We start from the raw sequence: 23,128 nt of genomic DNA on the forward strand, positions 1-23,128 counted from the left end.
GAATCGGCACTTCGACCCATGAAGCCTTTGATCCCAGCATCGAATGGGTATGTTCCGGCGGCGCTGGCAAGGGTGTGTCGATCGCAGAGGCAAATGGATGGATCAGCTCAGGCCATTCGGGACTGAATAACCAGAGCGCACTGCCGCAATGGTTACAGAAATGCCGTGCGGCGGTGCTGATCTGGGCGATGCCGTCCTCTTCGGAAAACTTGGCGTGGTAGGCGGAAATGTACTCGTAACCGGTCACCGCCATACTCTCGGCATCTCCACTGAGGTTGATTGCATAGCCTCCGCCGCCCTGGGTCTTGCGACAGATCGAACAGTAGCAGCGCTGGTAGGGATAGGGATGCGCGCTTTCCAGACTGAATGTGACTGCACCGCAGTGGCAGGAACCCTCGAGTTTCATGGATCACCTCCTGGCGCCGCGCGCCGGCTGACTGGTTGAAAGGAGTAGCGGGCATTATTTATCCCATTAACCAGTAGGCAGCCTGCCGGCGTGATAGGTTCCTTGAATTCAGTTGGTATTGCGCCGCCACAATCGTTGCAGCAGACCGGGTTGGTCTGCAGCGAAGGCGTGCAGAAGCCCGCGGGCGTCGATGTTGCGCTCCGTTTTGTCGAATGCCAGTGCGCAGCGCAGGGCAGGCCAGCATCGGGCGGGCAGATTCGCCGGTTTTTGCAGGGTTTTATCCTGCTGCATGACGCTGGCCTGCTTCGCCGTCAGCCGGCTGAAGGGATGCAGGCCGCTGGAAAGCTCGTAGAGGATGCAGGCCATGCCGTACATGTCGGATGTGGGGGTCAGCGGTTCGCCGTTGAGCAGTTCCAGTGCTGCGTATCGTGGCGTCCACGCAGCAATGCGTTTGCGGCTCAAACGAGGGAGGCTGTTGAGAAGCCCTTTCAATGGCTGGCCAAGACCGAAATCGAACAGCCTCAGCCCGTCGCGCGACAGCATCACATTAGTCGGCTTGAGGTCGCCATGAAGCACATCCATGTCATGCGCGCAGGCCAGTGCTTCCAGCAGTGGCAGTGCGATGCTGCGAAACTCGGACCAGGGCAAGCCTTCGGGGTGCTGTTCGAGTAGTTGATCCAGCGTAGGTCCCTTCAGCGGCTCCATGGTAATGAAAGCGCGCTGGCTCTCGGGGTCGATATCGAAGGCAAAGACACGGATTACATTGGCATGACGTAAACGGCTGGTCAGCGCAAATTCGGTGTAAAGCAGGGCATTGGCATCGGGATATTCGGCGAATTCCTCGTTAAGGGTCTTGATTGCCACATAGGGGTCGGGATCGCCGTACTGCTCGCGCAGCAGATCGCGGGCCCGGTACACCGCGCCCATGCCGCCGACGCCAAGCAAGCGTTCAATCTTGTAGCGTTTGCAGAGCAGTTCGGGCAGCGCGCAGACACGCTGCGCAGAGGCCATGGATGTGGTTTTCAGGAAGCCGTCAGCCAGGCGGGTGAGGTCTGAGGAGAGCGGGTTGGCAGATTCGATCATCAGGTTCTCCGGGAGCTCAGGGGCGTATTACGATGGCGCTGACATTGTCGCGGGCCGAGCCGCCGAGGGCTTGCCGGAAGAGCCGCTGCAAGGCCCTTTCGCTCGACTCGAGGCCAAGCGCTTCGCACATGTCGTCACGCGAAATGTCCTGATACAAGCCGTCGCTGCAGAGCATCAGGGTGTCGCCGGGGTAAATGGTGAAGTCGACGACATCCAGCAGCAGGTCATCGCTCGCTCCTACTGCGCGGGTGAGTGCTCTGGCCGAGGGATGCCTGGCAGCCTCGTCGGGACTCAGTTGTTGTTCCTGAATCAGTTCCTGCATCAGGCAGTGATCCCGCGAGAGCTGGTAAAGCTTGCCGCTGCGCCAGAGATAACAACGGCTGTCTCCGGCCCAGACACATATCGCGCGCTCACCCTGGGCCAGTAGCATGACAACTGTACTGCCCATGACCGGGTCGGGTTTGTCGGCTGTCATGGTTATTTCGTGGCTGAGCAGGCGGTTGACCCGGTACAGGCAGTCGCGCACGTCGAGCAGCCGGTCATCAAGGGTGCCGCCGTGTGGCAGGTCGACAATTTCCTCGACGATCAGCCGGCTGGCGAGGGCGCCGTTCTGATGACCACCCATGCCATCAGCGACCAGCCAGAGCCCCCGCTCTGGCAGGGCCAGCACCGCATCTTCATTGCGCGTGCGAACCTTGCCGCGATCGGTCCGTGCCGCGCTTTGCCACAGCGTTCCGGCTTCGGCCATCACAGTCGGGCTGGCAGCGAGAAGTCGCGCAGCAGGCTCAGATCGAACGGATTCGGTGAGCGCTGGCTGTGCAACAGGTAGTTTGCCCTTAAGCCGCCAAGATTGGCCTTTAGCATCAGTACGTCGCGGTCGGTGTGATGCGCTACTTCCATCATGTCGAGAAGGCGGAACAGCGACCATGGACCGGTGTTCTGCTCGATGCCCACACGCCGGCCGCCCAGATCCTCGACTGTGAGGCTGGTGCGGCTTTCGTTGTTGTCGGCAGGCCAGCGGAAAGACGTCTGCACAATAGGACCATGGCGATATTCCATGTGCTGTGAGCCAAAGCGGAAGCTGGCGCGGCCCAGGCTTGAGTCCAGTGAATGCGGCTCGAGCTTGAACAGGATCTGCGGCTCATTGGGGTTCTCCGCGAAGAAGCTGCGGCGAATGGTCTGAAGCTTGTCCATCTGTGCGAGAAACTCGCGTGACAGGGGTAATGCTCGGCCATCGACCCAGCGCAGGCTGAATGCGCCGCTGCTATCGGTGACGAAGGCTTTCAGGTAGCTGTCGAAGAAGACATCCGCGGTGCCCTGTTTTTTGAAGAACTCACGGAAATCGGTAAGCACCACGTCGCTCTCGCTGTCGGCCACAAAGGGATAGCGTTTGCCCAGCGAGCTACTGTAGGAGTTGAACAACTCGCTGCGATAACGCTGATTGAGATAGGTATAGGCGTCGCCCAGCACCAGCATCCAGCTGTCTTCGGCGAGGTTTTCCAGCCAGGCACCCAGCGGCTGCGGCAGACTTCCCGAACTGCTGCGCAACTGGTTGATGGCATCGCGTCTGCCTTCCATTCGCGCTCTGGCCATATTGAAGGCCGCCTGCTCAGGCACGCTGGCCTGGGCGACGGTGGTCAGTTGCATTTTCAGCGCATCCAGGGCCTGCATCGCAGCAGTCAGTTCCGGGCCGGGCCCACCCTGCTCGTTGAGCAGGCGGTGCAGCGGTTCGAACTGGCGTTGCAGGTTCTTGCGTGCGGTGGCCGGGAGGCTCTGCGCCGCAGCCGACTGTGCCTGTTCGGCTGCAAGCGCAGCAAGACGGCCCTTCCTGCCCAAGGAAACACCGGCGGACTGCGCGGCGCCGGTCAGATCCCGCGCAGACACATCGGTATCCAGCATGCCGGCCAGGCGCGTATTGTCGCGGACTTCGACCAGCAGCTTGAGTAGCGGTGAATTCGCCGCGGTCAATCCTGCCATCTGGCTTGCACCGGCAGCGGCACTGCCCAGTGGTTCGATATGCAGACGCGCCAGGGCGTCGCTCCAATGGCCGGCATAATCTTCGAAATAGAGCTGTTCCATCTCGACCATCAGGCGATTGAGATCCGCGACGCTCAGCTCATCGCTTTCGCCAAGCACCCAGTTGTCACGCAGGATCTCGCGAACCAGCTCCCCTCCCTCGGCCATGAAGTTCTGATTGTAGCCCTCGCGGGTAAAGAATCCGGGGATAATGTTATCCGTGCCGGTCAGCAGTGCGGCCTGCGGTCCCAGCTGGTGGGCCAGGCGGTAGTTCGGCAGGTTTGCCGCCTGCTCGCGCAGCATGCGATACACCACGGTTGCCAGCGATTCGCTGCGCAGCTCGGCGCGAGCGCCGGAGACCAGCTTGTCATCCAGCGCATACGGGGTGAAGGGTTCGCTCAGCAGGCGGGCGAAATGCCGGTTCAGGCCCTCCTGCGCCTCGGTATTGCCCCTGTAGCGCATCGACCAGTCGCGCGCCATCCAGTCCTGCAGAAAGGCGCGGTCGCGGCGATCTTCCATGCTCAGCATCAGGTAGGCCCGCAGGCTGCCCAGCAGACTGTCGCGGTCTTTCAGGTTGCCAAGAACCTGCATTTCCAGCTGTTGCCCCACCCGGCTGAGGAGCAGGCGTTCGAGGTCCTTACGATAGGCCGCCTGTAACGGCGCAGCGACCTTTTCGCCCTGATAGAGACCGCCGCGCTGGGTCCAGGCGACCTGGTCACGGGGAGCGAAAATACCGGTCGCCGCATAGCTCATATCCAGTGCCTGCAATATGCCCAGCGCATCATCCTCAGCGCGGATCAATTGCTTGTGATTCGAGAGTGCCTGACCGATAGTCTGCAGCCGCTCCAGGCCCTGGTGGTTAACGGAAAAACTGTTGCCCCAGACCAGGCCGAACCCGACCAGGCTGCCGAGCGCAGCGGTGTACATGGCTCGCTGGCCCCAGTTGATGCGGCGTACTTCGCGTTGATCCAGACCGGCGAGATCCGATTCGGGGAAGATTACCCGGCTGAGTAGGTTGTTGATAAAGCGGCCGTGGCTGGCATGGAAGGCCGGTAGGCTGCCTCGGGCTTTGCCCGGGGGTTGCCCCAGGGAGCCGTGCTGTTCGCGTGGCGCAGTAATGACCTCGGGCGCGCTGGTCAGGTAAAAACCGCGCAGCTGGCTGGCGCGCTGATACCGATTACCGGAAAAAGCCAGCTCGATAAAGAGGCCGAGGCGCTCTTCGATCTGCCCGAGCCTGAGCGGGAAGTCGAGAATGCGACCGCGGCGCTGGGCGTCCCGCTCCTGGTGCATGCGCATGACCACCTGACTGTTCAGGCGGCGCATCAGCTCCTCGAACTCCTGACGCACGACCTGCACATCGGTGCTGTTCTGATCCTTGCGGAAGCTGACGCCGAGGACCTGATCACTCTCCTCGCGGGAGAGCTGATCAAAAAACTCATTGAAGCCGGTCAGCTCATCCGCCTTGCTGATAACCAGATAGACAGGCACGTCGGCACCGAGGCGCTGATTGATTTCATGCAATCGCTGACGGGTCTGGCGGGCCAGGGTCTCCAGTTCCAGTTCCGAGCCACTCAGCAGCGTCCCGATCGGAATACTGATGAGCACGCCGTTGAGCGAGCGCGGTCGGCGCTTACGCAGCAGGCCGAGCAGACTCTGCCAGCCGGCGGCATCCACCTCGGGGTCGTCGTGGGTAAGATACCGTCCTGCGGTGTCGATCAGGATTGCATGCTCGGCGAAGTACCAGTCGGCGTAGCGTGTGCTACTCACGTCGCGGGTCAGGCGCTGCTTGTCAGCCTTGTTGAGCGGGAATTCCAGACCCGAAAAGTCGAGCAGGCTGGTCTTGCCGGCGCCCTCGGGCCCAAGTACGAGGTACCAGGGCAGCTCACGCCGACGACGGTCACTGTGGCCGCTATACAGACTTGAGCGGCGTAGCGTTCGCAGCGCCTCGCGGAAGCGGCTATTGAGTTGCAGGTGCTCCTCGACGACCAGTTGCTCGCGCTGCTGGCGGGCCTGGGCATCCTCGTCTTCCTCGTCGGCCTTCTTGCGGATGCTGGCTCGCCAGCTGGCGAATACCATGGCCAGTCCCCAAGCCAGGAACATCAGGCTGATAGTCAGCAGACGGCTGCTCGGCGAGGCCCAGAAGCGATAGTCATTGACCGCCAGAAGCGGGCCGACAAACCACACCAGCAAGGTCAGCAAAAGCACCAGACACAGGCTCCAGACCCAGTTGCGGCGCATGAACCGGCCAACGCTGATAAAGAAGTTCTTCATTTCAATTCATCCCTGACATTGCATTGGACCGGGTAGCCGATTGCTCGCCTTTGATCTGCTGGCCGCTCTGGCCAGCCGGTTCGAATGGGGCGATAGCACCGGCGCGCTCTTCGTTGAGCATCCAGGTGAATACGCCGTAGATAACACCGAGACAGATGAGCGTGAACAGACTGATCAGCCACCATGGAACGATGCGTACCAGGCGCCGACGGGTTTCGCGCAGCCCCTCCCAGTGAGGCGAGATGTCACGCGGAATATCGCCGCGCAATTGGCGGATCTGCCGGTACAGGCTGTCACGCAGGGTTTCCAGTTCAAGCATGCCGCGCGGCATGACCCGGTATTTGCCCTCGAAACCCAGGGACATGCAGATGTACATCAGCTCCAGCATCGGCAGGTGCTTGACCGGATCACGCGATAGCCTTTCCAGCAACTGGAAGAATTTTTCGCCGCCGAAGGTCTCGTTATGAAAACTGCTGAGCAGGCTCATCTGTGACCACTCGCTTTCGTTGCCCCAAGGCGTGGTGACTACGGCTTCGTCCAGGGCGGTACAGAGCACATAGCGGGCAGCCATGACCTGACTGCTCTCGGCGCCATCCTGCAGCGCGCGATGCTCGAAGCGCTTGATCTCCGAGGCCAGGCGGTCCTTCAGAATGTAGAGGTCTTCACGTTCATAGCTTTGTTGCAAACGGACGATTTCCGAGAGCAGCGTGGACGCCACTGCTACCAGCGGATTAATCCCCAGGTTCACGCCCTCGCTAGGTCGAAGCCGGGCGGCATACACCATGCGTTCTTCAAGTTTTTCGAACTTCTGCGGTGGCGGCGCAAAGTCGGTCAGCGGACTCTGCGCTGGGGCGCTTCCCTGGCGATTGAGGATGACGGTATGGTCCTCCTGGCGGTAATCCATTTCCCTGATCATAGGTTCAGCTCCTGATAGCCCAGAAAGTCAGCTCAAGCCCGGAAAATTCTCCGGACACGTGAAAGGCGAACCCGCCCGAGCGTTCCAGCTGGGACAGCTCCTCGGCGCTGAGTTCGAGCGCGAAGTAGGTCTTGCCCGAATGAAACGGAATCTGTCGCGGTGCAACCGGCAGTGGTTTGACCTTGATGCCAGGCAGATGCAGGTTGACCAGTTGACGGATGCGCTCCACGGGTCCGATCTTCAGATGCGCCGGCAGACGACGGCGTAGCTCTTCGGGGTCGCAGTCGGCACTTGCTGCCAGCACAAAGGACGCACTGCCGAGCAGCTTGTGATCCTGCAGCGGGGAGACCTGGATGCCGTATTGGCGCTTTTGCAACGCCAGTTCCACCGCATGCTGCTCCAACACCATCGACAACACCTGGCGAATCGCATCCATCAGTTTGCGGAAGCTCTGCCCCAGGTCGTTGTGCTGGTAGCGACTGTCCAGGCGCGGGCGCTTGCTCTCGCTGGCGAAGGTCGAAAGCTCGCCGAGCAGTCTCAGGAACTCCCGGTAGACCTGTTCCGGGTGCAATTGCTCGACACCCTGGTGATGGCGCAGTACCGGTTCGAAGCGGTTGATCAGCTGCAGCATCATGAAATCGCCGACCTCGGCACCGCTGACCTTGCCGGTCGCGCGGATCCGCTCGGCGAGGATGTCGCCGCGGTGCGCCAGCATGCTGATTACTTCGGTGAGGCAGGATTCGAGGAAGGTGCTGGAATGGAAGTAGAGCCAGGCCGGGATGAAATCCGGATCCAGACTGGTCACCCCGTCGGGGGTAGTATCCAGCACATCACAGACTTTCAGCTTCACATAGGCATGTTCGTTATGCTGCTCGCCGAGCAACAGCCGGAAATCCGGCAGGCCACAACTGACTTGGCTGCTATTGTTGTCCCCGGCATTGGAGTCGGAAACCTGCGTGTCCAGCGCGGTATAGCGCGCCAGTACATCGCGCTGTTCCGGCCGGCGTGTCTCCACATGATTGCCGGTCACCAACGGCAGCGCCAGGTAGACCGGGGTGTTGCTGGTGTTGGCCGGTACGTCCATGGTCAGCGGCTCGCGACCATTGCCCAGCTCGAACAGGCTGCCGTCGGGCAGTACACCGCTGGCCTGGCTGATTACCAGCTTGCCCATCCCGAGAAACTGCGTATCTATCTCCAGGTGGAAAAAACCCCAGCCGAAAGGGTTCATTCGACAGGTGCGCATCTTCAGCTGGTGGTCATGGTAGCGGTCGTTCTGCTGGAAATGCTGTGGGCGCAGCAGCATTCCTTCCTGCCAGACTACTTTCTGATTACTCATGGCTCAGTCCCTGTCCTTGCGCTTGTCTTGCTCGTCTGCGCTGATGACGCGGATACCTTCAGCGTCAAGGGCCAGATGAATCTTCGTAGTAGCCTTGCCCTCGACCGGTATCACATAACGCCAACTGGTTTTCGGGAGATTGCGGTAGGCGGCGACCACGCCGATGTAACGCGTGTCTTCTTCGACGGATAATTTGAGCTTGTGTGTTTCACCGGGGCGCAACTCGAGTTCCTCGACGGTGATCAGGTCAGGTGCCAGAGCCTCTCGCGGTCGTCGGTATAGCGAGAAGAAATCTGCGTTCTCGAATGCGACCGGGTGTTTTAGCGCCATCAGGCGTAACACGACGGGGGAGGGTCGACCGCTCAGGTCGGGGTTGAGTTCGGAGCTGCCTTCGAGCGTCAGGTCGAGCTTGGTCAGATCCGAATAGGGCGATAGCGTCGAGCAGCCGACCAGCGCCAGCAGGCAGAAGCAAATGGCCAGAGTGTGAAAGCGAGTCATGCGAATCATCCTTGGAGGTCTGTGTTGAGGGTGGCGATGAGGCGGATCTGTTCCTCGTAGGCCATCACGAAGTCGCGGGCGAACAGCTTCTGGCTCCAGTCGTCTTCGCGCTGCAGAGCCTGGTAGAGGTGGGTATAGGCCCGCCACCGGCCCCCGGCGGTGCTCAGTCTGGATTTGCTTTCACGCTCGAAGCGTAGGGTCAGCTGGTCCGGCGACAGATGGTCGAGAATGCCCTTGATCGCGGCTTTGCTGGCCGCGACCAGCGCGACCTGATGCGCCTGCAGGTCCCGGTAGGCGCGGTTGACTGCCTGTTCCGGCGGCATCTGGCCGGCAACCCCGGGATGCAGCATCGCATTCAGTGCCTGATTGGCACTGGCGCAGAATTTCAGCGGATTGCTGCCGGCAATCTCCACGCTGGTCGTTGCCAGCTTGAGTTCGGCCTTGAGTTCGTTGCGGTTGCGCAGGCTTTGCTGCAGGCTGCCCACGCTCTGGCGCAGCAGGCGGGCGCTGCGCAGCGCTACGGCCTGTCGCTGGCCTTCGTCCATATCGTCCAGCGGAATACCCAACGCTTCGCTGAATTGCGCCCAGAACCCTTCGGCCATAGGTGCCGAAGCGGGTGGCGCGGTTGGCCTGGGCTGCGGGTCAGGCGATGGTGCCTCCACCAGCTCCGGCACGGTCAGATTGACCATGTCGATACGCGCATGATCCTGGGCCTGTGAGGTTTCGCCGCTGTCATGCTCATTCAGCAGGTCGAGCTCTGCGGACTCCGCGTACAGCTGTTCCTGCTGGTCCAGCGCGTTGAGCGGGTCCAGATCCAGGAAAGCGTCGTCGGGGATGATGCTGCCGGCCGGTTGCGGCTTGCCGAAATCCTGACTGAATATGGCCGGATCCTGGATAATCCGTGCGCGAATGTCGAAGTCGCCGAACGTGTAAAGCGTGCCATGTTCGATGCGTTGGGGCTGACCCTTGGGCAGGGCCGTATTGGTGGCCTTGAGCAGAATGCCGTTGCTGCTGGTATCGGTCAGGTAAAAGACGCCGTCGTAGAAGCTGACCTCCGCATGCCGGCTCGACACCACCCGCTTGCGGTCAGGTATCACCCAGTCGCATTCCTCGGCCCGGCCGATCATGCCGCCAGCCTGCCTGAAGGTCTTGCTGACCTGCGTATCGCCAACCAACTGCTTGCCGACCAAATCCATTATCAGTTCCATGCTGCAATGCTCCTTGTTTTCATTCGGAACGCTCCGTTTTGGGGTCGCCCAGGGGTCGGTATTCGTCATCGTTGAACTTGTGATTCGTCGAGCAGCCAGCGAGGCCTATGGCGATCATCAGCAGAGCGGCAGACCACAGGATGGTATTTTTCATATCGAGTTCCTCGTGTTCGGGGCGGCAGCGGCCGTCGGGTTTGGGCGGTCAGATTGTGGATTGGGCATGGATTTTTTCCCTGGCCAGTTTCAGCTCGGCAGGGCTGATGTTGAGTCGTTGCATCCGGTACAACAGGGTGCGGCGCGGTAACCCGAGCTCATTCGCGGCGCTGGTCTGATTGCCCAGATTCTTGCGAAGACAATCGACCAGCAGGTTGCGTTCGACCCGTTCCAGGCGCTCGCGCAAGCTCAGCCTGACGTTGGTCGTGGGGCTGGCCTGGAGATTGAAATGCTCGGCAAGCAGTTCATTGCCCTCACATAGCAATACGGCCCGTTCGACCAGGCCCTTGAGCTCGCGCACGTTGCCGGGAAACCCGTAGGCGGCGAGCTGCTCGAGCGCTGGATCGGTCCAGCGGCAGGCAGGTCGGTCAAGGAAAGAACAGGTCTTGGCGGCAAAATGGCGCGCTAGGTGGAGGATGTCGTCGCCGCGGTCGCGCAGCGGTGGCAATTCGATCGGAAAACTGGCCAGCCGGTAGAACAGATCCTCGCGGAACAGCCCGCGTTCGGCCTGGGTTCTGAGATCGCAATGGGTCGCGGCAATGATCCGCACGTCTACCCTGTGGGTCTGCATGCTCCCCAGCGGACGCACCTCGCCTTCCTGTAATACACGCAGTAGCTTGGCCTGCAACGCCAGCGGCATATCACCGATTTCGTCCAGAAACAGGGTGCCGCCATCGGCAGCATCGAACAGACCGGGACGGTCACTGTCGGCACCACTGAAGGCGCCCTTGCGATAACCGAAGAGCTCGGACTCGAGCAGGTTGTCGGGAATCGAGGCGCAGTTCTGAACGACGAAGTTCTGGCTGCGCCGCGAGCCACAATCGTGAATGGCCCGTGCAACCAGCTCCTTGCCCGTTCCTGTTTCGCCGGTCAACAGGACGCTGACCGGGGTATGCAGCACTTTGCTGATCAACTGGTATACCGCGCGCATGGGCGGACTGTCGCCGATCAGACCGTACCCCCGGGGGATTGCTCTGGTCGAAAGGCTGGTCTGTGGTTCGTCGGCCGGGCGCGCCCGCAGGTTCTGCAGCAGCTGCAGCTGAGCCACCACGAAACCGCCAAGCTGAGCCAGGGAGTCGCTATAGTGCTGCATTTCCCGCGCACTCTGGCTCGCCCACAGCATAAGACCGATCACATGCCCCTGGTCATTTTTCAGCGGGAGGCAGAGCAGGCTGCGCCAGGGGGCACGGGTGGCGGGCAAGAAGTCGATCGCGAACAGGCTGCTCTCCAGCGATGCCAGGCTGAGCATTCTGTCCTGGCACAGGCAGTACTGCAGCAGGTGGGCGTCGTTGTAGTCGCTGGGAACACTGGCGGAACTGACCGGTTGCACCAGACCGTCGCAGTACTCGGCGCACAGCGTCAAACGCGTGTGGGTGTCGTCGAGCAGGTAGAGCTGGCTGAGCTGGCAGTCGCTGAGCGCGGCGACGGCTTCCACCAGACCGCCCAGCAGGTTATCGCGACTGGTCATTCCGGCTAACAGGGCATAGCGCTCGAGTAGCACCTGCGCGTAGCCCAACGGGTCGTCCATCTGCGCGAACATTGGGGTCGATTCAGGCGAATTCACAGGTTACGGCTCCTTCGCTGTCGAGGGACGCATGCGCACGCCGCACCTGCGTCCTGCTGGCCATCGCTGCGAGCAGATGGTCTACCGCGAGTGGCTGGAGTTGCTGTTCGATCAGCCGGTCGATCAGCCGCGCGCCGGTTTCGCCCTGGGTACAGCGGGTAGCGAAATGGTCGACCAGGGAGGGGCAATAGGTAAACGCGACATCGCGTTGCTGCAGACGCTGGGAAAAACGTGACAGCTTGAGGGTGATCAGTTCGCGCATCACCTCATCCGCCACCGGGTAATAGGGTACGACTTGCATGCGCGCTAGTAGCGCGGGCTTGAAGTGGCGGCTCAGGGTAGGCTGGATGGCCTGTTCGAGCTGCTCGCTGTCTGGGTGTTGGCGCTGGCTACATAGAGCCAGAATCTGCTCGCTGGCAAGGTTCGACGTCATCAGGATCAGGGTGTTGCGAAAGTTGATTTCGCGTCCCTCGCCATCATTGGCGACCCCCTTGTCAAAGATCTGGTAGAACACGTTCATCACATCGGCGTCGGCCTTTTCCACTTCGTCCAGCAGCACCACGGAATAGGGTTTCTGCCGAACTGCTTCGGTCAGCATGCCGCCTTCGCCGTAACCGACGTAGCCGGGTGGGGCGCCGATCAGTCGCGACACGCTGTGTTTTTCCTGGAACTCCGACATGTTGATGGTGGTGAGAAAGCGCTCACCACCGAAGAGCAGGTCCGCCAGCGCCAGTGCGGTTTCGGTCTTGCCGACGCCGCTGGGCCCGACCAGCAGAAACACCCCCACCGGCGCATCGCTGCGATTCATGCCCGCGGCACTGGCGCGCATGGCGCGGTCCAGTGCGGCGATGGCCTGGTCCTGGCCGCGCAGACGCAATCCCAGTTGCGCGGCAAGCTGCGCGACGTTGGCGCTGTGCTCGCGTGCCAGTTGGCTCAGGGGAATGCCTGTCCAGTGGCTGATGACCTCGGCTACCAGCCGCGGACACACCTCATGGCTCACCAATCGCTCGATGTCATGGACCTGCTCGAGTTCGGTCTGGGTGGCTCTGAGCTGGATTTCCAGATCTGCCAGCGCGAGTTCCTGCGTGGCGAGCTGTTCCGGCTGACGTGCCGCGGCGCACTGGCTGCGCAGGTCCAGTAGTCTCTCGACCAATCCGATCTGTAGCTCCCAGCGCTCCTGCAGGGCCAGTGCCTCGGTGCGCGCCTGCTCCAGCGTGGCCTGCAATTGGTCAAGGGTAGCTTTTTCTACCGCGAGCCCTGATTGGTAGTCACGGTAGAGCGCTTGGTGTTGGCGCTCCTGTTCGGCGATCTGGTTGCGCAGCACCTCCAGCTTTTCCGGCGCGGCGGCGAGGCTGATGCGCACCCGCGCGCAGGCGGTGTCGAGCACATCAACGGCTTTGTCCGGCAGTTGACGTCCGGAAAGATAACGGGCCGAGAGTTCGGCCGCTGCAACAACAGCATCGTCGCGCAGATAAACACCATGGCTTTTCTCGTAGACCGTGGCCAGGCCGCGGAGGATGGTGACGGCCTCGTTCACTGTCGGCTCGTGCAGTTGCACCGGCTGAAAACGACGAGCGAGGGCCGGGTCCTTTTCGAAATAGCGCTTGTATTCGGTCCAGGTGGTCGCGGCAATGGTGCGCAATTCGCCGCGTGCCAGGGCAGGCTTGAGCAGATTCGCTGCATCGCCGCTGCCGGCCTGGCCGCCGGCTCCTATCAGGGTATGGGCCTCATCAATGAACAGGATGATCGGGGTGACAGACGCCTTCACTTCATCGATGACGCCCTGCAGGCGCTTCTCGAACTCGCCCTTGATGCTGGCGCCAGCCTGCAACAGGCCGAGGTCCAGGCAGAGCAGGTCAACTCCCTGCAGCGCCTGGGGGACCTCGCCGGCAACGATGCGCAAGGCCAGGCCTTCCACTATTGCCGTTTTGCCCACGCCTGCCTCACCTACCACGATCGGGTTGTTCTTGCGCCGCCGTGCGAGGATGTCGATCATCTGGCGGATGGCTGAGTCCCGGCACAGAACGGGGTCGAGCTTTCCCTCGCGGGCCTGTGAGGTGAGGTTGTGGCTATAGCGCTGCAGTGCGGTCGATGGAGCGGGTCCGCCCGCTGTTTCGTTCTGTATGGCACGGGCAAAACCCAGCAGCCGCTCGGCATTGAGCGCTGCCAGAAACGGGTACAAGTGGCTGCCCGCATAACGCGCGGGGTCGCGGAGCAGCGCGAGGATCAGCGCGACCTGGTCAACCTGGGTGCGGCCGAGTTCAAGGTTGGCGACCAGCAGCGCGTCCTGCAGCCATTGAACCAGTTCCACAGAGAAGGCCGGATTGCGCGAGGCGCTGTCCTCGCTACGGGGTTGCAATGCTTCCCTCAGCGCGCCAGGCGAAAGGCCTGCATCCAGCAGCGTGCGATGCAGCAGGCTGTCGGCGCGCTCAAGCAAATCCAGCAGCAGATCTTCCACCAGCACCTGAGTGCCGTTGCGGGTGACGCAGCGTTGCGCGGCGGCTTCCAGATCCTGGCGGGTTGCCGGGTCGAGAGCCTGGATCAGTTGTTGCAAGTCAACGGTGATCATCGGGTTGTCGATCCTTGATAGGGTTGGCTGCTCAGCGTGACGGCCGCATCGGCGTGGCCGCAGCCAAGCCAGCTGGTCCAGCCGAGCAGACAGGGGGTTGCCGCATCCAGGCGCGGCTGCTGGATAGCGTCGGGACGCAGTTGCAGGCGGATGTCATAGTCCAGCGGGTCGCGCAGGGCGAAGCGCACCAGCGCGCAGAGGGACGCGTAACCGGTGCCCGAAGGCAGGAATTCGTGAAAGCGTTCCCAACTCAGTTGCTGGATATGCAGTCGAAACTTGCCACTGCGATCGCGAACTTCATTGCCTAGCACCAGGCTTTCGCCCAAGGCGCTGTTGGCCAGGCCCAGACGGTTGCGCTGGTCCTGGAGAACGGTTACCTGGCGCTCTATGCACTGCTCGATGTGCATCGAGGCATGGCTAAAATAGTAACGCAGCACTGATTCAATCAGCGCCGCGGACTGCACGCGCAGGCTCAACAGCCCGAGGTAGGGCAGCAGGCGCTTCCAGTTCAGCTCTGGCTGCTCGCGGATGGCGTCGCCGCCCAGCCCGATCAACGAGAACAGTTGCGAGGAGAAGGGATCGCGGGCGCCCGTGGCGAAGCGGGAGTAGTAGCGATATTTCTGCCATATGGGCAGCAGCAAGCGCTGCAGGCGGTCATTGAACAGGTCGAGAAAATCCCGGGTCGGATTGCCGTCGCTGTTGTCACCCAGTGCCTGCTCACCATAAAACGCGGGCAGTGGCGAACCGGCCCCTAACAGGCTGATCAGATTGACCCGCAGCCGTGCTCGCAGCGTGCCGTTCTCCCTGAAATACTCCACCCGCTCAATGTCGCTGCCGGGAAATCCGAGGCTCGGATTGGCCTGAAATTCAATTAGCTGGTACAGCTGCGCGTCATCAAGATCGGGATGCTCCCGGCGTAATCGCTCGAGCACCAGCAGCACACCCTGAAACAGGCTGTACTCGCGGATGCCGCGGCTAAGCTCGCTCAGAGCAGGGGCTGTTGCCCCATGCGTGGTGTCCATTGGTATAGCTCTCCCTTAGTACTTTTAACCACCAGCTCATGGTAGGAATTGAGGCTGGCATAGAGTGCGAAGAATTCGTTGAGTATCGTGGCGAACAGAAACAGGTCGCCTTCGCCCAGATAGCCGTCACTGTCCATCTGCAGTTCGGTACGTACGCCGCGAATGGGCAGGCCGCGGTAGAGTCGGTCGACCGGTGTGTGGCGGATCGCCTTGAGCCCGTTGAGCAGGCGCTGGCTGACCTTGGCAGCATGCTGGTCGTAGTGCCGGGGCAGGTCGTAGGTCTCGAGAATGGCCTTGAGAGCATCCACATTGGCCAGCGACAGGTAGTTGAGTGACATGTTGCTGATCAGCTTCCAGAGAAAATCCTGATGCAGCGGTGGGGCATAGTTGGGCGTAACGGCGCTGATGTTGCGAAAACGCAGGAATTCCGGAGTGCCTTCGCTGGCACGGCAGATATCGCCCAGTGCCAGTTGCAGCGGCAGGTTCTGGTTGGTGCAGGTGAGCTCGACGGAGAGGGTCTCGTGCAGCTCCAGACTGCGCTGGCCAAAGTTCAAGTAGGTATCCATGCCGTCGTTCATCAGCGACGGGTTCTGGCGCAGGCTGTAGTAGGGACGGGCTTCAGGGAAGTCAAAGCTGGCGTCGTGTTCGAATGACTCGAAGGGTACGTATTCCTCATAGCCCATGCCGCCAGGCTTCCAGCCGGTTACCCGGTCGACCGAGAAAACACCACACTGCGCCGTATCGTATTCGGCGGGCCTCAAAATGTACTTGTCCTGGCGGCCATCAAGCCGGATGGGCGTGGCGTCGTGGGCGAACAGGTTGACCACGGGCGTGCAGTGCAGGCGGATATTGTCGATACCGGGGCGAATACGCTCCGCACTGGTCTGGCGCAGGTCGAAACGCAGTTCGATGCCGTAGGCGCGCTTGAGCAGATCCTCTGGCACGCTGCGCAGCACGCCGAGACCGGCTAGATCGACGAACAGGAATTTTTCCTGAAAAGCGAAATACTCCTGCAGGTAGCGATAGCCGCGAAAGGTGTTGACCGGATAGGGAACCAGCCCCTCATCTTCGGCGAAACCCGCCGGCTGCAACTGTTGCGGAGCAATAGTCAGCGGCGTGACAGACTTGGCGAAGCTATCCTTGAGAGGCGTGCCTTCGGCGTCCAGCAGCACTACCTGTATGTCTTCCAGATGGCGCATAAGACTCAGGTACAGGGTCTGGCTGATATAGCGTTCGCCAGCCAGGTGCAGGCGCAGTTTGTCCAGCTTCAGATCGGCGATGTGCGCGCCACCGTTTATACCCAATTGCAGGCTGAGCAGGGCGCCCTGGCCCTTGACCGAGTACTCGACCTGGCGAACCGTCAGTGCAGTCAACTGGATATCCGATGTGGTGCGGAATCGACAGGCAACACCTTTGACCGGCCTCGATTCAACCGGGGTGCCGCGGGGTACCACGATTGCCGCGCCAGGATTATCGAGCGATTCGAACTGAAGAATGCTGAACGCGGGCAGGGGCCGCATGTAATTGGGCCATAGCAGGTACATCAGCGAATGAGTCAGCTCCGGCAACTCGTCATCGAGCTTCTGCCTTAGACGTCCGGTAAGGAATGCAAAGCCTTCCAGCAGTCGCTCGACGTCCGGGTCGCGCCCGCTTTGTCCGAGGAACGGGGCCAGCGCCGGGCTGCGTTCTGCAAAGCGTTTGCCCAGTTGACGCAGGGCAGTCAGTTCGCTCTGGTAATAGTGATTGAAGGACATTTGAACAGCTCTTCCTTGCGCTCTTATGCGGATCGCCGCTGGGCGGCAACCGGATAAATGAACCGATAACGGTGTCCTGCCCGGTCCGGGTCAGAATCTGGCGTGCTAGCGGACCTGTACCTGCCCGCTGCCATTGAGCCGCGCAGTGAAACTCACCGCGCGGCGCTGGCCGTCCATATCAACCATGCCTTCGAGTGCAAATGACAGATTGAGCGGGTCATGGTCGCGCGGCAGCGCTATTACCCGTACCTGGCTTAGCCGTGGTTCATACCTCTCGATAAAACCCTCAATCGCGATGCGCGCCTGCTGTAATGAATCGTGCAGCGACAGGCGCATATCGTTCAGGTCCGGCAGACCATAGTCCGGCAAGGCCTGGACGCTGCCGGCGCGGGTGCTGAGCATTTTTGCCAGGTGCGCGGCGATCGATGCCACCACTGCCTGGTCATGGCTCCAGCCGCTACGCCGGTTGGTCTCACCGGCCAGACGCTCGAATAGGCTGCCGTAGCTCATCGGTTATTCCTTTTCCATCTTGCCGACCAGCGACAGCGTGAAATCCGCACCCATGTACTTGAAATGCGGGCGTACGCTGAGGTTGACCCGGTACATGCCCGGCTGGCCTTCGATTTCGGTCACGCTGACCTGCGCCGCGCGGAGCGGGCGACGGCCCCGAACCTCGGGATTGGGATTGTCCTGGTCGGCCACGTACTGGCGGATCCACTTGTTCAGTTCCAGTTCCAGGTCGGTGCGTTCTTTCCAGGAGCCGATCTGCTCGCGCTGCAGCACCTTGAGGTAATGGGCCAGGCGGTTGACGATGAACATGTAAGGGAGCTGTGTTCCCAGACGGAAATTCAGTTCGGCTGCCTTGCCTTCTTCGCTGTTGCCGAAGAACTTGGCCTTCTGCGCGGAATTGGCCGAGAAGAACGCGGCGTTGTCGCTGCCCTTGCGCATCGTCAGCGCGATGAAGCCCTCGTCAGCCAGCTCGTACTCACGACGATCGGAGACCAGTACCTCGGTGGGAATCTTGGTTTCGATCTCGCCCATGCTTTCAAAATGGTGCAGCGGCAGATCTTCCACCGCGCCGCCGCTCTGCGGTCCGATAATGTTCGGGCACCAGCGGAATTTGGCGAAGCTTTCGGTCAGGCGTGTAGCGAAAGTGAACGCGGTGTTGCCCCACAGATAATGCTCGTGGGTGCCGGCGACGTTCTCTTTGTAGACGAAGCTGCGAATCGGGTTGTCTTCCGGATCGTAGGGGTTACGCAGCAAAAACCGCGGCAGGGTCAGGCCGACATAACGTGCATCCTCGCGCTCGCGGAAGCCCTGCCATTTGGCGAACTGTGGCCCTTCGAAGTGGTCCTTCAGATCCTTGATGTCGGGCAGTCCGGTAAAGCTTTCCAGACCGAAGAACTTCGGGCCGGCGGCGGCGATGAACGGCGCGTGTGACATGCTGGCGACGCTGGCTACGTGCTGCAGGGTTTTCATGTCCTGGGAGCTGGGATCGAAGAAATAGTTGGCGATCAGCGCTCCGACCGGTTGGCCACCGAACTGGCCGTATTCCGCGGTATATACGTGCTTGTAAAGCCCCGACTGGACTATCTCCGGGCTGTCTTCGAAGTCATCAAGCAGGTCCTGCTTGGAGGCATTGATGATCTCCAGCTTGATGTTCTCGCGGAAATTGGTGCGGTCGACCAGAATCTGCAGCCCCCTCCATGCGGATTCCAGAGCCTGGAATTCGGGCTGATGCAGAATTTCGTCCATCTGGCGGCTGAGCTTGGCATCGATTTCGGCGATCATCCGATCGACCATGGCCTTTTTCACCGGCTCCTTGTCATTCTGTGGCTTGAGTAGCTCGCCGATAAACGCGGAGACGCCGCGTCGGGCAATGCCGTAGGCCTCGTCATCGGGAGTCAGGCGGGTTTCCGCGATGATGCGGTCGAGGATGCTGGTTTGTTCGGCTTGCTGGCCGGCTTCTGCTGCTGCGCGAGTGCTCATGGTAAGCGTCCTTGTCAGATGGGATCAGTTGTCGGGCGTGGGCTGGGCAGTCAGACCGAGTTCGGCAAGAACCTGATCGCGGGAGGCGTCATCGCTGAGCACACTTTCAATCGCCTTGCGGAAGGCCGGGGCATTCCCCAACGGTCCTTTCAACGCAACCAGGGCGTCGCGAAGTTCCATCAGCTTCTGCAGTTCCGGTACCTGTTCCACCAGACTGGTGGGGCTGAAGTCCTTCATGGAGTTGATCCGCAGATCTACATTCAACGAGGCGTCACTGTTGGTGCCATCCTGCAGGCGGTTGGGAACCGTGAAGCCGAGGCTCAGCTCCTGTTTTGCCAGCACATCATCGAAACTGTTCTTGTCGATCGCGATTGGTTTGCGCTGTTCGATGGTGCGATCGTCCGGACGCTGGGTGAAATCACCCAGCACCATGAGTTTCAACGGCAGCTCGACTTCCTCCTGAGCGCCCCCCTGGGTGGGGGTGAATGTGACGTTGACGCGTTCCTTGGGGGCTACGGAGCCTTCTTTGGCCATGATGTTCTCCTTTGGGTTTATGACACGGGGGTCTGGTCGAGCACCGCTTCGAGGTCGAGGTGACAGAGCCGTTGATAGATTTCGTTTCGACGTTCGGCAGAACTGTTCTTGCGCGGCAGCCGCTCGTGGCTGTCGGCCAGCAGTTGCAGGATGCGAATGGCCAGCTTGGGCTCCCAGCGCTCGAGATTGCTTTCCTGCAGCACTTGGTAAAGTGATTCGAGCTGATGGGTGGCCAGCTCATAATGCCGGCCCTGGTGGCACAATCGGGCCTGGGCGAATTGCCATTGGAAACGTTCGCGCTCGCTGGTTGCTCCTTGCATGCCCTGTTTGAGGAGACCTACGGCAACCTTGAGGTTCTGTTTGCGCATTGTCACAGCTGCCTTACTCAGTGCCGTTTCCCATGGCGCCTGTGTGTTTTCCCGCGCTGGGTTCGGCAGCTCCTGGCTTGCCTTTTCAGTGGGGGCTTGAGTCAGGCCGGCCAGCCAGGCGCACGTATGGTCATCGGCAAAGGGAACGCCGTCATGAAAGCGCAGTTGCTCGAGCCCGGGCAGGCGAGCGAGCAACAAGCAGACCTGGTCTTCCAGTTCTCGCATGGCACGCTCCGCGCCTAGCGCTTCCAGGCACTCCCAGACCATCCTTTGGCCGTCGAGCGAGAATGGCGACTTGGCGACACTTGCTTCCAGTTCGCGCAGCACTTCGGCATGCTGTCCTTGTCCCATGCGCTCGGCATAGCTGGCCACGCGGTCGACCGGAAGGCCGCGCAGCGAGGTCTGTTGCTGCGCATCATGTTCCGGCAGAGCTTCTATCGGCAGCCAGAGCAGGGTTCGGGAAAGCCGGATGGCACGGGCATCTGTAGCCGACTCGCCCAGCCACCAGGCGCACAGCGAACGTGACTGTTCCTGCAGGGAGCGCAAGGCTTTGTGCGCATCCCGCGCGGTACCAATGGCGGCTGTTGTATCGGCGCCTTGACGCGGAATAGGTGTTATCCGGGCCTCGGTCTGGGCCGGTTCGGAGTTTGCGGCCGGTTTGTCGCTCCTGGTCTTCTCCTGGCTGGCCAGTTCATCCAACCGACGACACAGCGGCAACAGCAATGGGGCCTCGTCCAACATATGGGCGGACAGACACTGATCGAGTTCGCGGATGTTGTCAGCCAGGGTCTTGATTGTGGCGGCTTCAGTACCTGAAAACGCTGCCCGATCGGCTACGGTCTGCTCCAGGCGCAGCAGCAACCAGCCGAAGGCTGCCTGCCGGGTGCGCAATTTACGCGGGTACAGATCCTGCCAATGTTCGGTGCAAAGGTAGAAGAGAGCGGCTATGCCTGCTTGCAATCCGGCAAATGATTGGCCCTGATACAGGCTCCAGGTCAGCCAGACGCCAGCGCGTAGATCCTTGGAGTGCAGCAGCAGCAGGCTCTCGCTGCCTTCGCGCACCTTGTTCCAGTCAGGACCGGCATTGGTGTGTAGCGATTCGGCTTTGGCCAGTTCCGCTTCCAGTTCTTCGAACTCGGTGGAATAGCGCACATCCTCGCCGCAAAAATCGGCGGGCCTGATTGGCCTTCGGGCCAGATCGATGTAGTGATTCGCCAGCATGCTGAGCTCGTCGTTCCATGACGTTTCATATCACCGGACAGCACGAATCCATGGCTGAGCATCTGGTAAATAAACGTATATTGATAATATCTTTGCGTTAGCACTAACGCTGCAAACAAAGTTATGTTCAGAACTTAACTGCGCAACTTTCTGCGCACTTTTTATGTGCAATAAGTTGCGCATTGCTTGTCTGATCGGGGTGTATCCTAGTCTTGCGTAACAGGGGTAGCAAGACGATAAACTGTGAACTGTTTAGCTTTATGGGTAATTAAATTTTGGGAGCAAAAAAGGCGTCAAAAAAATGTCGGTTACTGAGGTGCTGGCGAAATGCTGGCCCATTGCGTCTCTTAAATAATCAATAAATCCATGTAAATTCATGATATTTATGGGTTTATCATATTTCAAAAAAGAGACGTACCAGTGTCGGAATAGAGTGAAGGCTTTAAGGTGTTCTGCGACACACTTCGCATAAGCAGGGATTGATAGTTGACGTGCGGGCAGAAATTACACTTTCAGTTGCGCTGCAATAACTTCTTTTGGTTATCAATGAAACTTGTATCCCTTGACGGAATTGATTCCGCAAGGCCCAGTGATTGGTGTTTCAAGTTTGTTTGCGGATATTCACAGGTGCTGTTTGTCAGCGCCTGCCTCAGCGGCAGGCGGGGACAGGGCAGTGAGAGACATCAGATGAGGGGGTTGTGGTAGCAGAATCCGGATCCAAAGCCTCCAGGCAATCCCTGGCAGCCTGGGCGGCTACGGGACAATCGGTCGCTTCGAGGCTGACAGCTAGGTTATTCCAGCCTGCTTGCAATCCTGGGAACCGGGAGACCAGAGTGCGGAAATGCTCAACGGCATCCTGTTTACGTCCCTGGGCCCAGGCTACGTTGCCGAGTCCAAAAGGGGCGGCCGCCTGGTCTGGCCACTGCTGCATTGCGCTCTGGTACGCGAGAGCGGCGCTGTCGAGCCGGCCAGTCTGCTCCAGATCACTGGCGGCACGCAGGTAGGCCAGCGGCTCGGCAGTGGCCGGTAACTGGCCTGGTGGCAACATGACCAGGGCCCAGCGTTCGGCCCTGTCCCAGGTGCGCATGAACACTTTGAAAGGTTCACGACGTGCCTTGTTCAGACCGCTGTGCACGATCATTTCCTTGCTGGCCAGGTCATAGCCGATGACTACTGCATAGTGCCATTGCGGCAGCCAGTTGAAGGCCAGGTTCTGCATGACCAGTACCGGGTTGCCAGTGTCCACTTCGGCCATCACGTTTTCCAGCTTGCCTGCCAGCGGGTACACCAGTAAATCGCGTTCGCGTCCCGCTGCGACCAGTTCGACCTGCAGCGTGCCCTTGCGCTCGGGGATGTACACGCGGTCTTTCAGGGCTTCGGGAGTGGTTTGTTTGCCGCGATGGTTGAGTACCATCGCCAGCGCCGCAGGGCCGCACTGATAGGCGTCCTGCGCATAAAAAGGGACCTGTTCAAGATGGCGGTGCGCGGACAGGTCAGCGAGCGCCTCAGGTGGGGGTAGTGCGACGGGTCGCCCTGCGCAGGCTGACAGCAATGCTGTCAGCCCGAGCAGTACGATCAGGTGAATTTGGCGAGTCACCGGATCAGCGATTGATGCAATTTACGAACTTGTAAACATTGGTCGCGCACAGCAGGTCGGTAATGATGAAGATCACCAGGAACAGCACGATTACACCAAGAATGCCACCGCCGGCACCGGCTGGGGCTTCGTCGAGCTGGGCGTTGAAGTAGGCAAGCTCATCGGCTGTGAGGCTGTTGATGCGCTGTTCTACCTGCTCTGGAGAAACGCCCATCGAGGCGATTTTTTGCTGGACGGCTTCATCAGACAGCATGCCCTTGAGTGCTTCGCGGTCAACGCTTGCCTGTTCCTGATTGATTACGTCGTGGGTTCCGATCATCGAAGCCTGGGCATGTACGCTGGTCACGGTAGTGAGCAGGAACAGTGCGGTCAGCATGATGGAGAGAAAACGTCTGGTAGATGCGGTAAAAGTCATAGCTTATTCCTCGTTATTATCTTGGGGTTAGCGCGTTCGATGGTGCAAAGCGATCGCCCGAAAGCGCCGAATGTTCGACGCTCATCCGCAGCATACTCCCTATTTAGAGATGCCATAGTGAGATTGAGCGAAGAATTACCGGCAAGTT

19 protein-coding genes are annotated in these 23,128 nt (G+C 60.3%); all 19 read right to left on the reverse strand.

All coding sequences use genetic code 11. The annotated features are described in order from the left end of the window. The coding region (locus tag ABYA88_RS07380) for a GFA family protein (RefSeq protein ID WP_373186382.1) at positions 1-406 on the reverse strand (406 nt) is incomplete at its 3' end. A 108-nt stretch (positions 407-514) separates the two neighbouring features. Then, positions 515-1,417, reverse strand: a complete 903-nt coding sequence (locus tag ABYA88_RS07385) for a serine/threonine-protein kinase (protein ID WP_373186415.1) — start codon at positions 1,415-1,417, stop codon at positions 515-517. Positions 1,418-1,505: 88 nt separating this feature from the next. Next, positions 1,506-2,237 (reverse strand): PP2C family serine/threonine-protein phosphatase, encoded by a 732-nt coding sequence (locus ABYA88_RS07390; RefSeq protein WP_373186383.1) that lies wholly within the window; start codon positions 2,235-2,237, stop codon positions 1,506-1,508. After that, a complete protein-coding gene (gene tssM, locus ABYA88_RS07395) occupies positions 2,237-5,776 on the reverse strand; it encodes a type VI secretion system membrane subunit TssM (RefSeq protein WP_373186384.1) in 3,540 nt (1,179 codons plus the stop codon). The genes ABYA88_RS07390 and tssM overlap by 1 nt, the downstream gene beginning before the upstream one ends. Position 5,777: 1 nt before the next feature. Continuing rightward, positions 5,778-6,692, reverse strand: coding sequence for a type IVB secretion system protein IcmH/DotU (icmH, locus tag ABYA88_RS07400; protein WP_373186385.1), 915 nt, complete (start codon positions 6,690-6,692; stop codon positions 5,778-5,780). Positions 6,693-6,696: 4 nt separating this feature from the next. Next, the gene (gene tssK, locus ABYA88_RS07405) at positions 6,697-8,028 is read right to left on the reverse strand and encodes a type VI secretion system baseplate subunit TssK (RefSeq protein ID WP_373186386.1); all 1,332 of its coding nucleotides are present in this window, start codon (positions 8,026-8,028) and stop codon (positions 6,697-6,699) included. Positions 8,029-8,031: 3 nt separating this feature from the next. Further along, complete coding sequence (gene tssJ / locus ABYA88_RS07410) at positions 8,032-8,526, reverse strand: type VI secretion system lipoprotein TssJ (protein WP_373186387.1); 495 nt, start codon at positions 8,524-8,526, stop codon at positions 8,032-8,034. A 5-nt stretch (positions 8,527-8,531) separates the two neighbouring features. Continuing rightward, the gene (gene tagH / locus ABYA88_RS07415) at positions 8,532-9,734 is read right to left on the reverse strand and encodes a type VI secretion system-associated FHA domain protein TagH (protein ID WP_373186389.1); all 1,203 of its coding nucleotides are present in this window, start codon (positions 9,732-9,734) and stop codon (positions 8,532-8,534) included. Between the two features lie 19 nt (positions 9,735-9,753). Next, positions 9,754-9,888, reverse strand: coding sequence for a type VI secretion protein (locus ABYA88_RS07420; RefSeq protein ID WP_373186391.1), 135 nt, complete (start codon positions 9,886-9,888; stop codon positions 9,754-9,756). Positions 9,889-9,936: 48 nt separating this feature from the next. Beyond that, the gene (locus ABYA88_RS07425) at positions 9,937-11,487 is read right to left on the reverse strand and encodes a sigma-54 interaction domain-containing protein (RefSeq protein ID WP_373186416.1); all 1,551 of its coding nucleotides are present in this window, start codon (positions 11,485-11,487) and stop codon (positions 9,937-9,939) included. Between the two features lie 10 nt (positions 11,488-11,497). Next, positions 11,498-14,080, reverse strand: coding sequence for a type VI secretion system ATPase TssH (gene tssH, locus ABYA88_RS07430; protein WP_373186392.1), 2,583 nt, complete (start codon positions 14,078-14,080; stop codon positions 11,498-11,500). After that, complete coding sequence (gene tssG, locus ABYA88_RS07435; RefSeq protein ID WP_373186393.1) at positions 14,077-15,102, reverse strand: type VI secretion system baseplate subunit TssG; 1,026 nt, start codon at positions 15,100-15,102, stop codon at positions 14,077-14,079. Before tssG ends, tssH begins: the two co-directional genes overlap by 4 nt. Continuing rightward, a complete protein-coding gene (gene tssF / locus ABYA88_RS07440; protein WP_373186394.1) occupies positions 15,066-16,856 on the reverse strand; it encodes a type VI secretion system baseplate subunit TssF in 1,791 nt (596 codons plus the stop codon). The genes tssG and tssF overlap by 37 nt, the downstream gene beginning before the upstream one ends. Positions 16,857-16,961: 105 nt before the next feature. Next, on the reverse strand, positions 16,962-17,366 hold the full coding sequence (tssE, locus tag ABYA88_RS07445; RefSeq protein WP_373186395.1) for a type VI secretion system baseplate subunit TssE: 405 nt from the start codon (positions 17,364-17,366) through the stop codon (positions 16,962-16,964). Between the two features lie 3 nt (positions 17,367-17,369). Further along, a complete protein-coding gene (gene tssC, locus ABYA88_RS07450) occupies positions 17,370-18,845 on the reverse strand; it encodes a type VI secretion system contractile sheath large subunit (protein WP_373186397.1) in 1,476 nt (491 codons plus the stop codon). Between the two features lie 24 nt (positions 18,846-18,869). Then, positions 18,870-19,379: a type VI secretion system contractile sheath small subunit gene (tssB, locus tag ABYA88_RS07455; protein ID WP_373186398.1), complete on the reverse strand. Its 510-nt coding sequence runs from the start codon at positions 19,377-19,379 to the stop codon at positions 18,870-18,872. A 17-nt stretch (positions 19,380-19,396) separates the two neighbouring features. Continuing rightward, complete coding sequence (tssA, locus tag ABYA88_RS07460) at positions 19,397-20,968, reverse strand: type VI secretion system protein TssA (RefSeq protein ID WP_373186399.1); 1,572 nt, start codon at positions 20,966-20,968, stop codon at positions 19,397-19,399. Positions 20,969-21,617: 649 nt separating this feature from the next. Continuing rightward, positions 21,618-22,565: a PA2778 family cysteine peptidase gene (locus ABYA88_RS07465; protein WP_373186400.1), complete on the reverse strand. Its 948-nt coding sequence runs from the start codon at positions 22,563-22,565 to the stop codon at positions 21,618-21,620. Between the two features lie 4 nt (positions 22,566-22,569). Beyond that, positions 22,570-22,980, reverse strand: coding sequence for a PA2779 family protein (locus ABYA88_RS07470; RefSeq protein ID WP_373186401.1), 411 nt, complete (start codon positions 22,978-22,980; stop codon positions 22,570-22,572). Positions 22,981-23,128: the final 148 nt, after the last annotated feature.

The sequence above is a fragment of the Halopseudomonas sp. genome (assembly GCF_041579695.1).
In the GTDB taxonomy this organism is placed as follows: Bacteria; Pseudomonadota; Gammaproteobacteria; order Pseudomonadales; family Pseudomonadaceae; genus Halopseudomonas.

What these genes read in the sequence shown, in the direction of transcription:
- ABYA88_RS07470 (WP_373186401.1), bottom strand. Translation starts at nt 22,980, where the DNA reads ATGACTTTTACCGCATCTACCAGACGTTTTCTCTCCATCATGCTGACC.
- icmH (WP_373186385.1), bottom strand. Translation starts at nt 6,692, where the DNA reads ATGATCAGGGAAATGGATTACCGCCAGGAGGACCATACCGTCATCCTC.
- tssB (WP_373186398.1), bottom strand. Translation starts at nt 19,379, where the DNA reads ATGGCCAAAGAAGGCTCCGTAGCCCCCAAGGAACGCGTCAACGTCACA.
- tssA (WP_373186399.1), bottom strand. Translation starts at nt 20,968, where the DNA reads ATGCTGGCGAATCACTACATCGATCTGGCCCGAAGGCCAATCAGGCCC.
- ABYA88_RS07420 (WP_373186391.1), bottom strand. Translation starts at nt 9,888, where the DNA reads ATGAAAAATACCATCCTGTGGTCTGCCGCTCTGCTGATGATCGCCATA.
- tssJ (WP_373186387.1), bottom strand. Translation starts at nt 8,526, where the DNA reads ATGACTCGCTTTCACACTCTGGCCATTTGCTTCTGCCTGCTGGCGCTG.
- tssC (WP_373186397.1), bottom strand. Translation starts at nt 18,845, where the DNA reads ATGAGCACTCGCGCAGCAGCAGAAGCCGGCCAGCAAGCCGAACAAACC.
- tssK (WP_373186386.1), bottom strand. Translation starts at nt 8,028, where the DNA reads ATGAGTAATCAGAAAGTAGTCTGGCAGGAAGGAATGCTGCTGCGCCCA.
- ABYA88_RS07385 (WP_373186415.1), bottom strand. Translation starts at nt 1,417, where the DNA reads ATGGCCTCTGCGCAGCGTGTCTGCGCGCTGCCCGAACTGCTCTGCAAA.
- tssG (WP_373186393.1), bottom strand. Translation starts at nt 15,102, where the DNA reads ATGGACACCACGCATGGGGCAACAGCCCCTGCTCTGAGCGAGCTTAGC.
- tssE (WP_373186395.1), bottom strand. Translation starts at nt 17,366, where the DNA reads ATGAGCTACGGCAGCCTATTCGAGCGTCTGGCCGGTGAGACCAACCGG.
- tssH (WP_373186392.1), bottom strand. Translation starts at nt 14,080, where the DNA reads ATGATCACCGTTGACTTGCAACAACTGATCCAGGCTCTCGACCCGGCA.
- ABYA88_RS07390 (WP_373186383.1), bottom strand. Translation starts at nt 2,237, where the DNA reads ATGGCCGAAGCCGGAACGCTGTGGCAAAGCGCGGCACGGACCGATCGC.
- tagH (WP_373186389.1), bottom strand. Translation starts at nt 9,734, where the DNA reads ATGGAACTGATAATGGATTTGGTCGGCAAGCAGTTGGTTGGCGATACG.
- tssF (WP_373186394.1), bottom strand. Translation starts at nt 16,856, where the DNA reads ATGTCCTTCAATCACTATTACCAGAGCGAACTGACTGCCCTGCGTCAA.
- ABYA88_RS07425 (WP_373186416.1), bottom strand. Translation starts at nt 11,487, where the DNA reads ATGTTCGCGCAGATGGACGACCCGTTGGGCTACGCGCAGGTGCTACTC.
- tssM (WP_373186384.1), bottom strand. Translation starts at nt 5,776, where the DNA reads ATGAAGAACTTCTTTATCAGCGTTGGCCGGTTCATGCGCCGCAACTGG.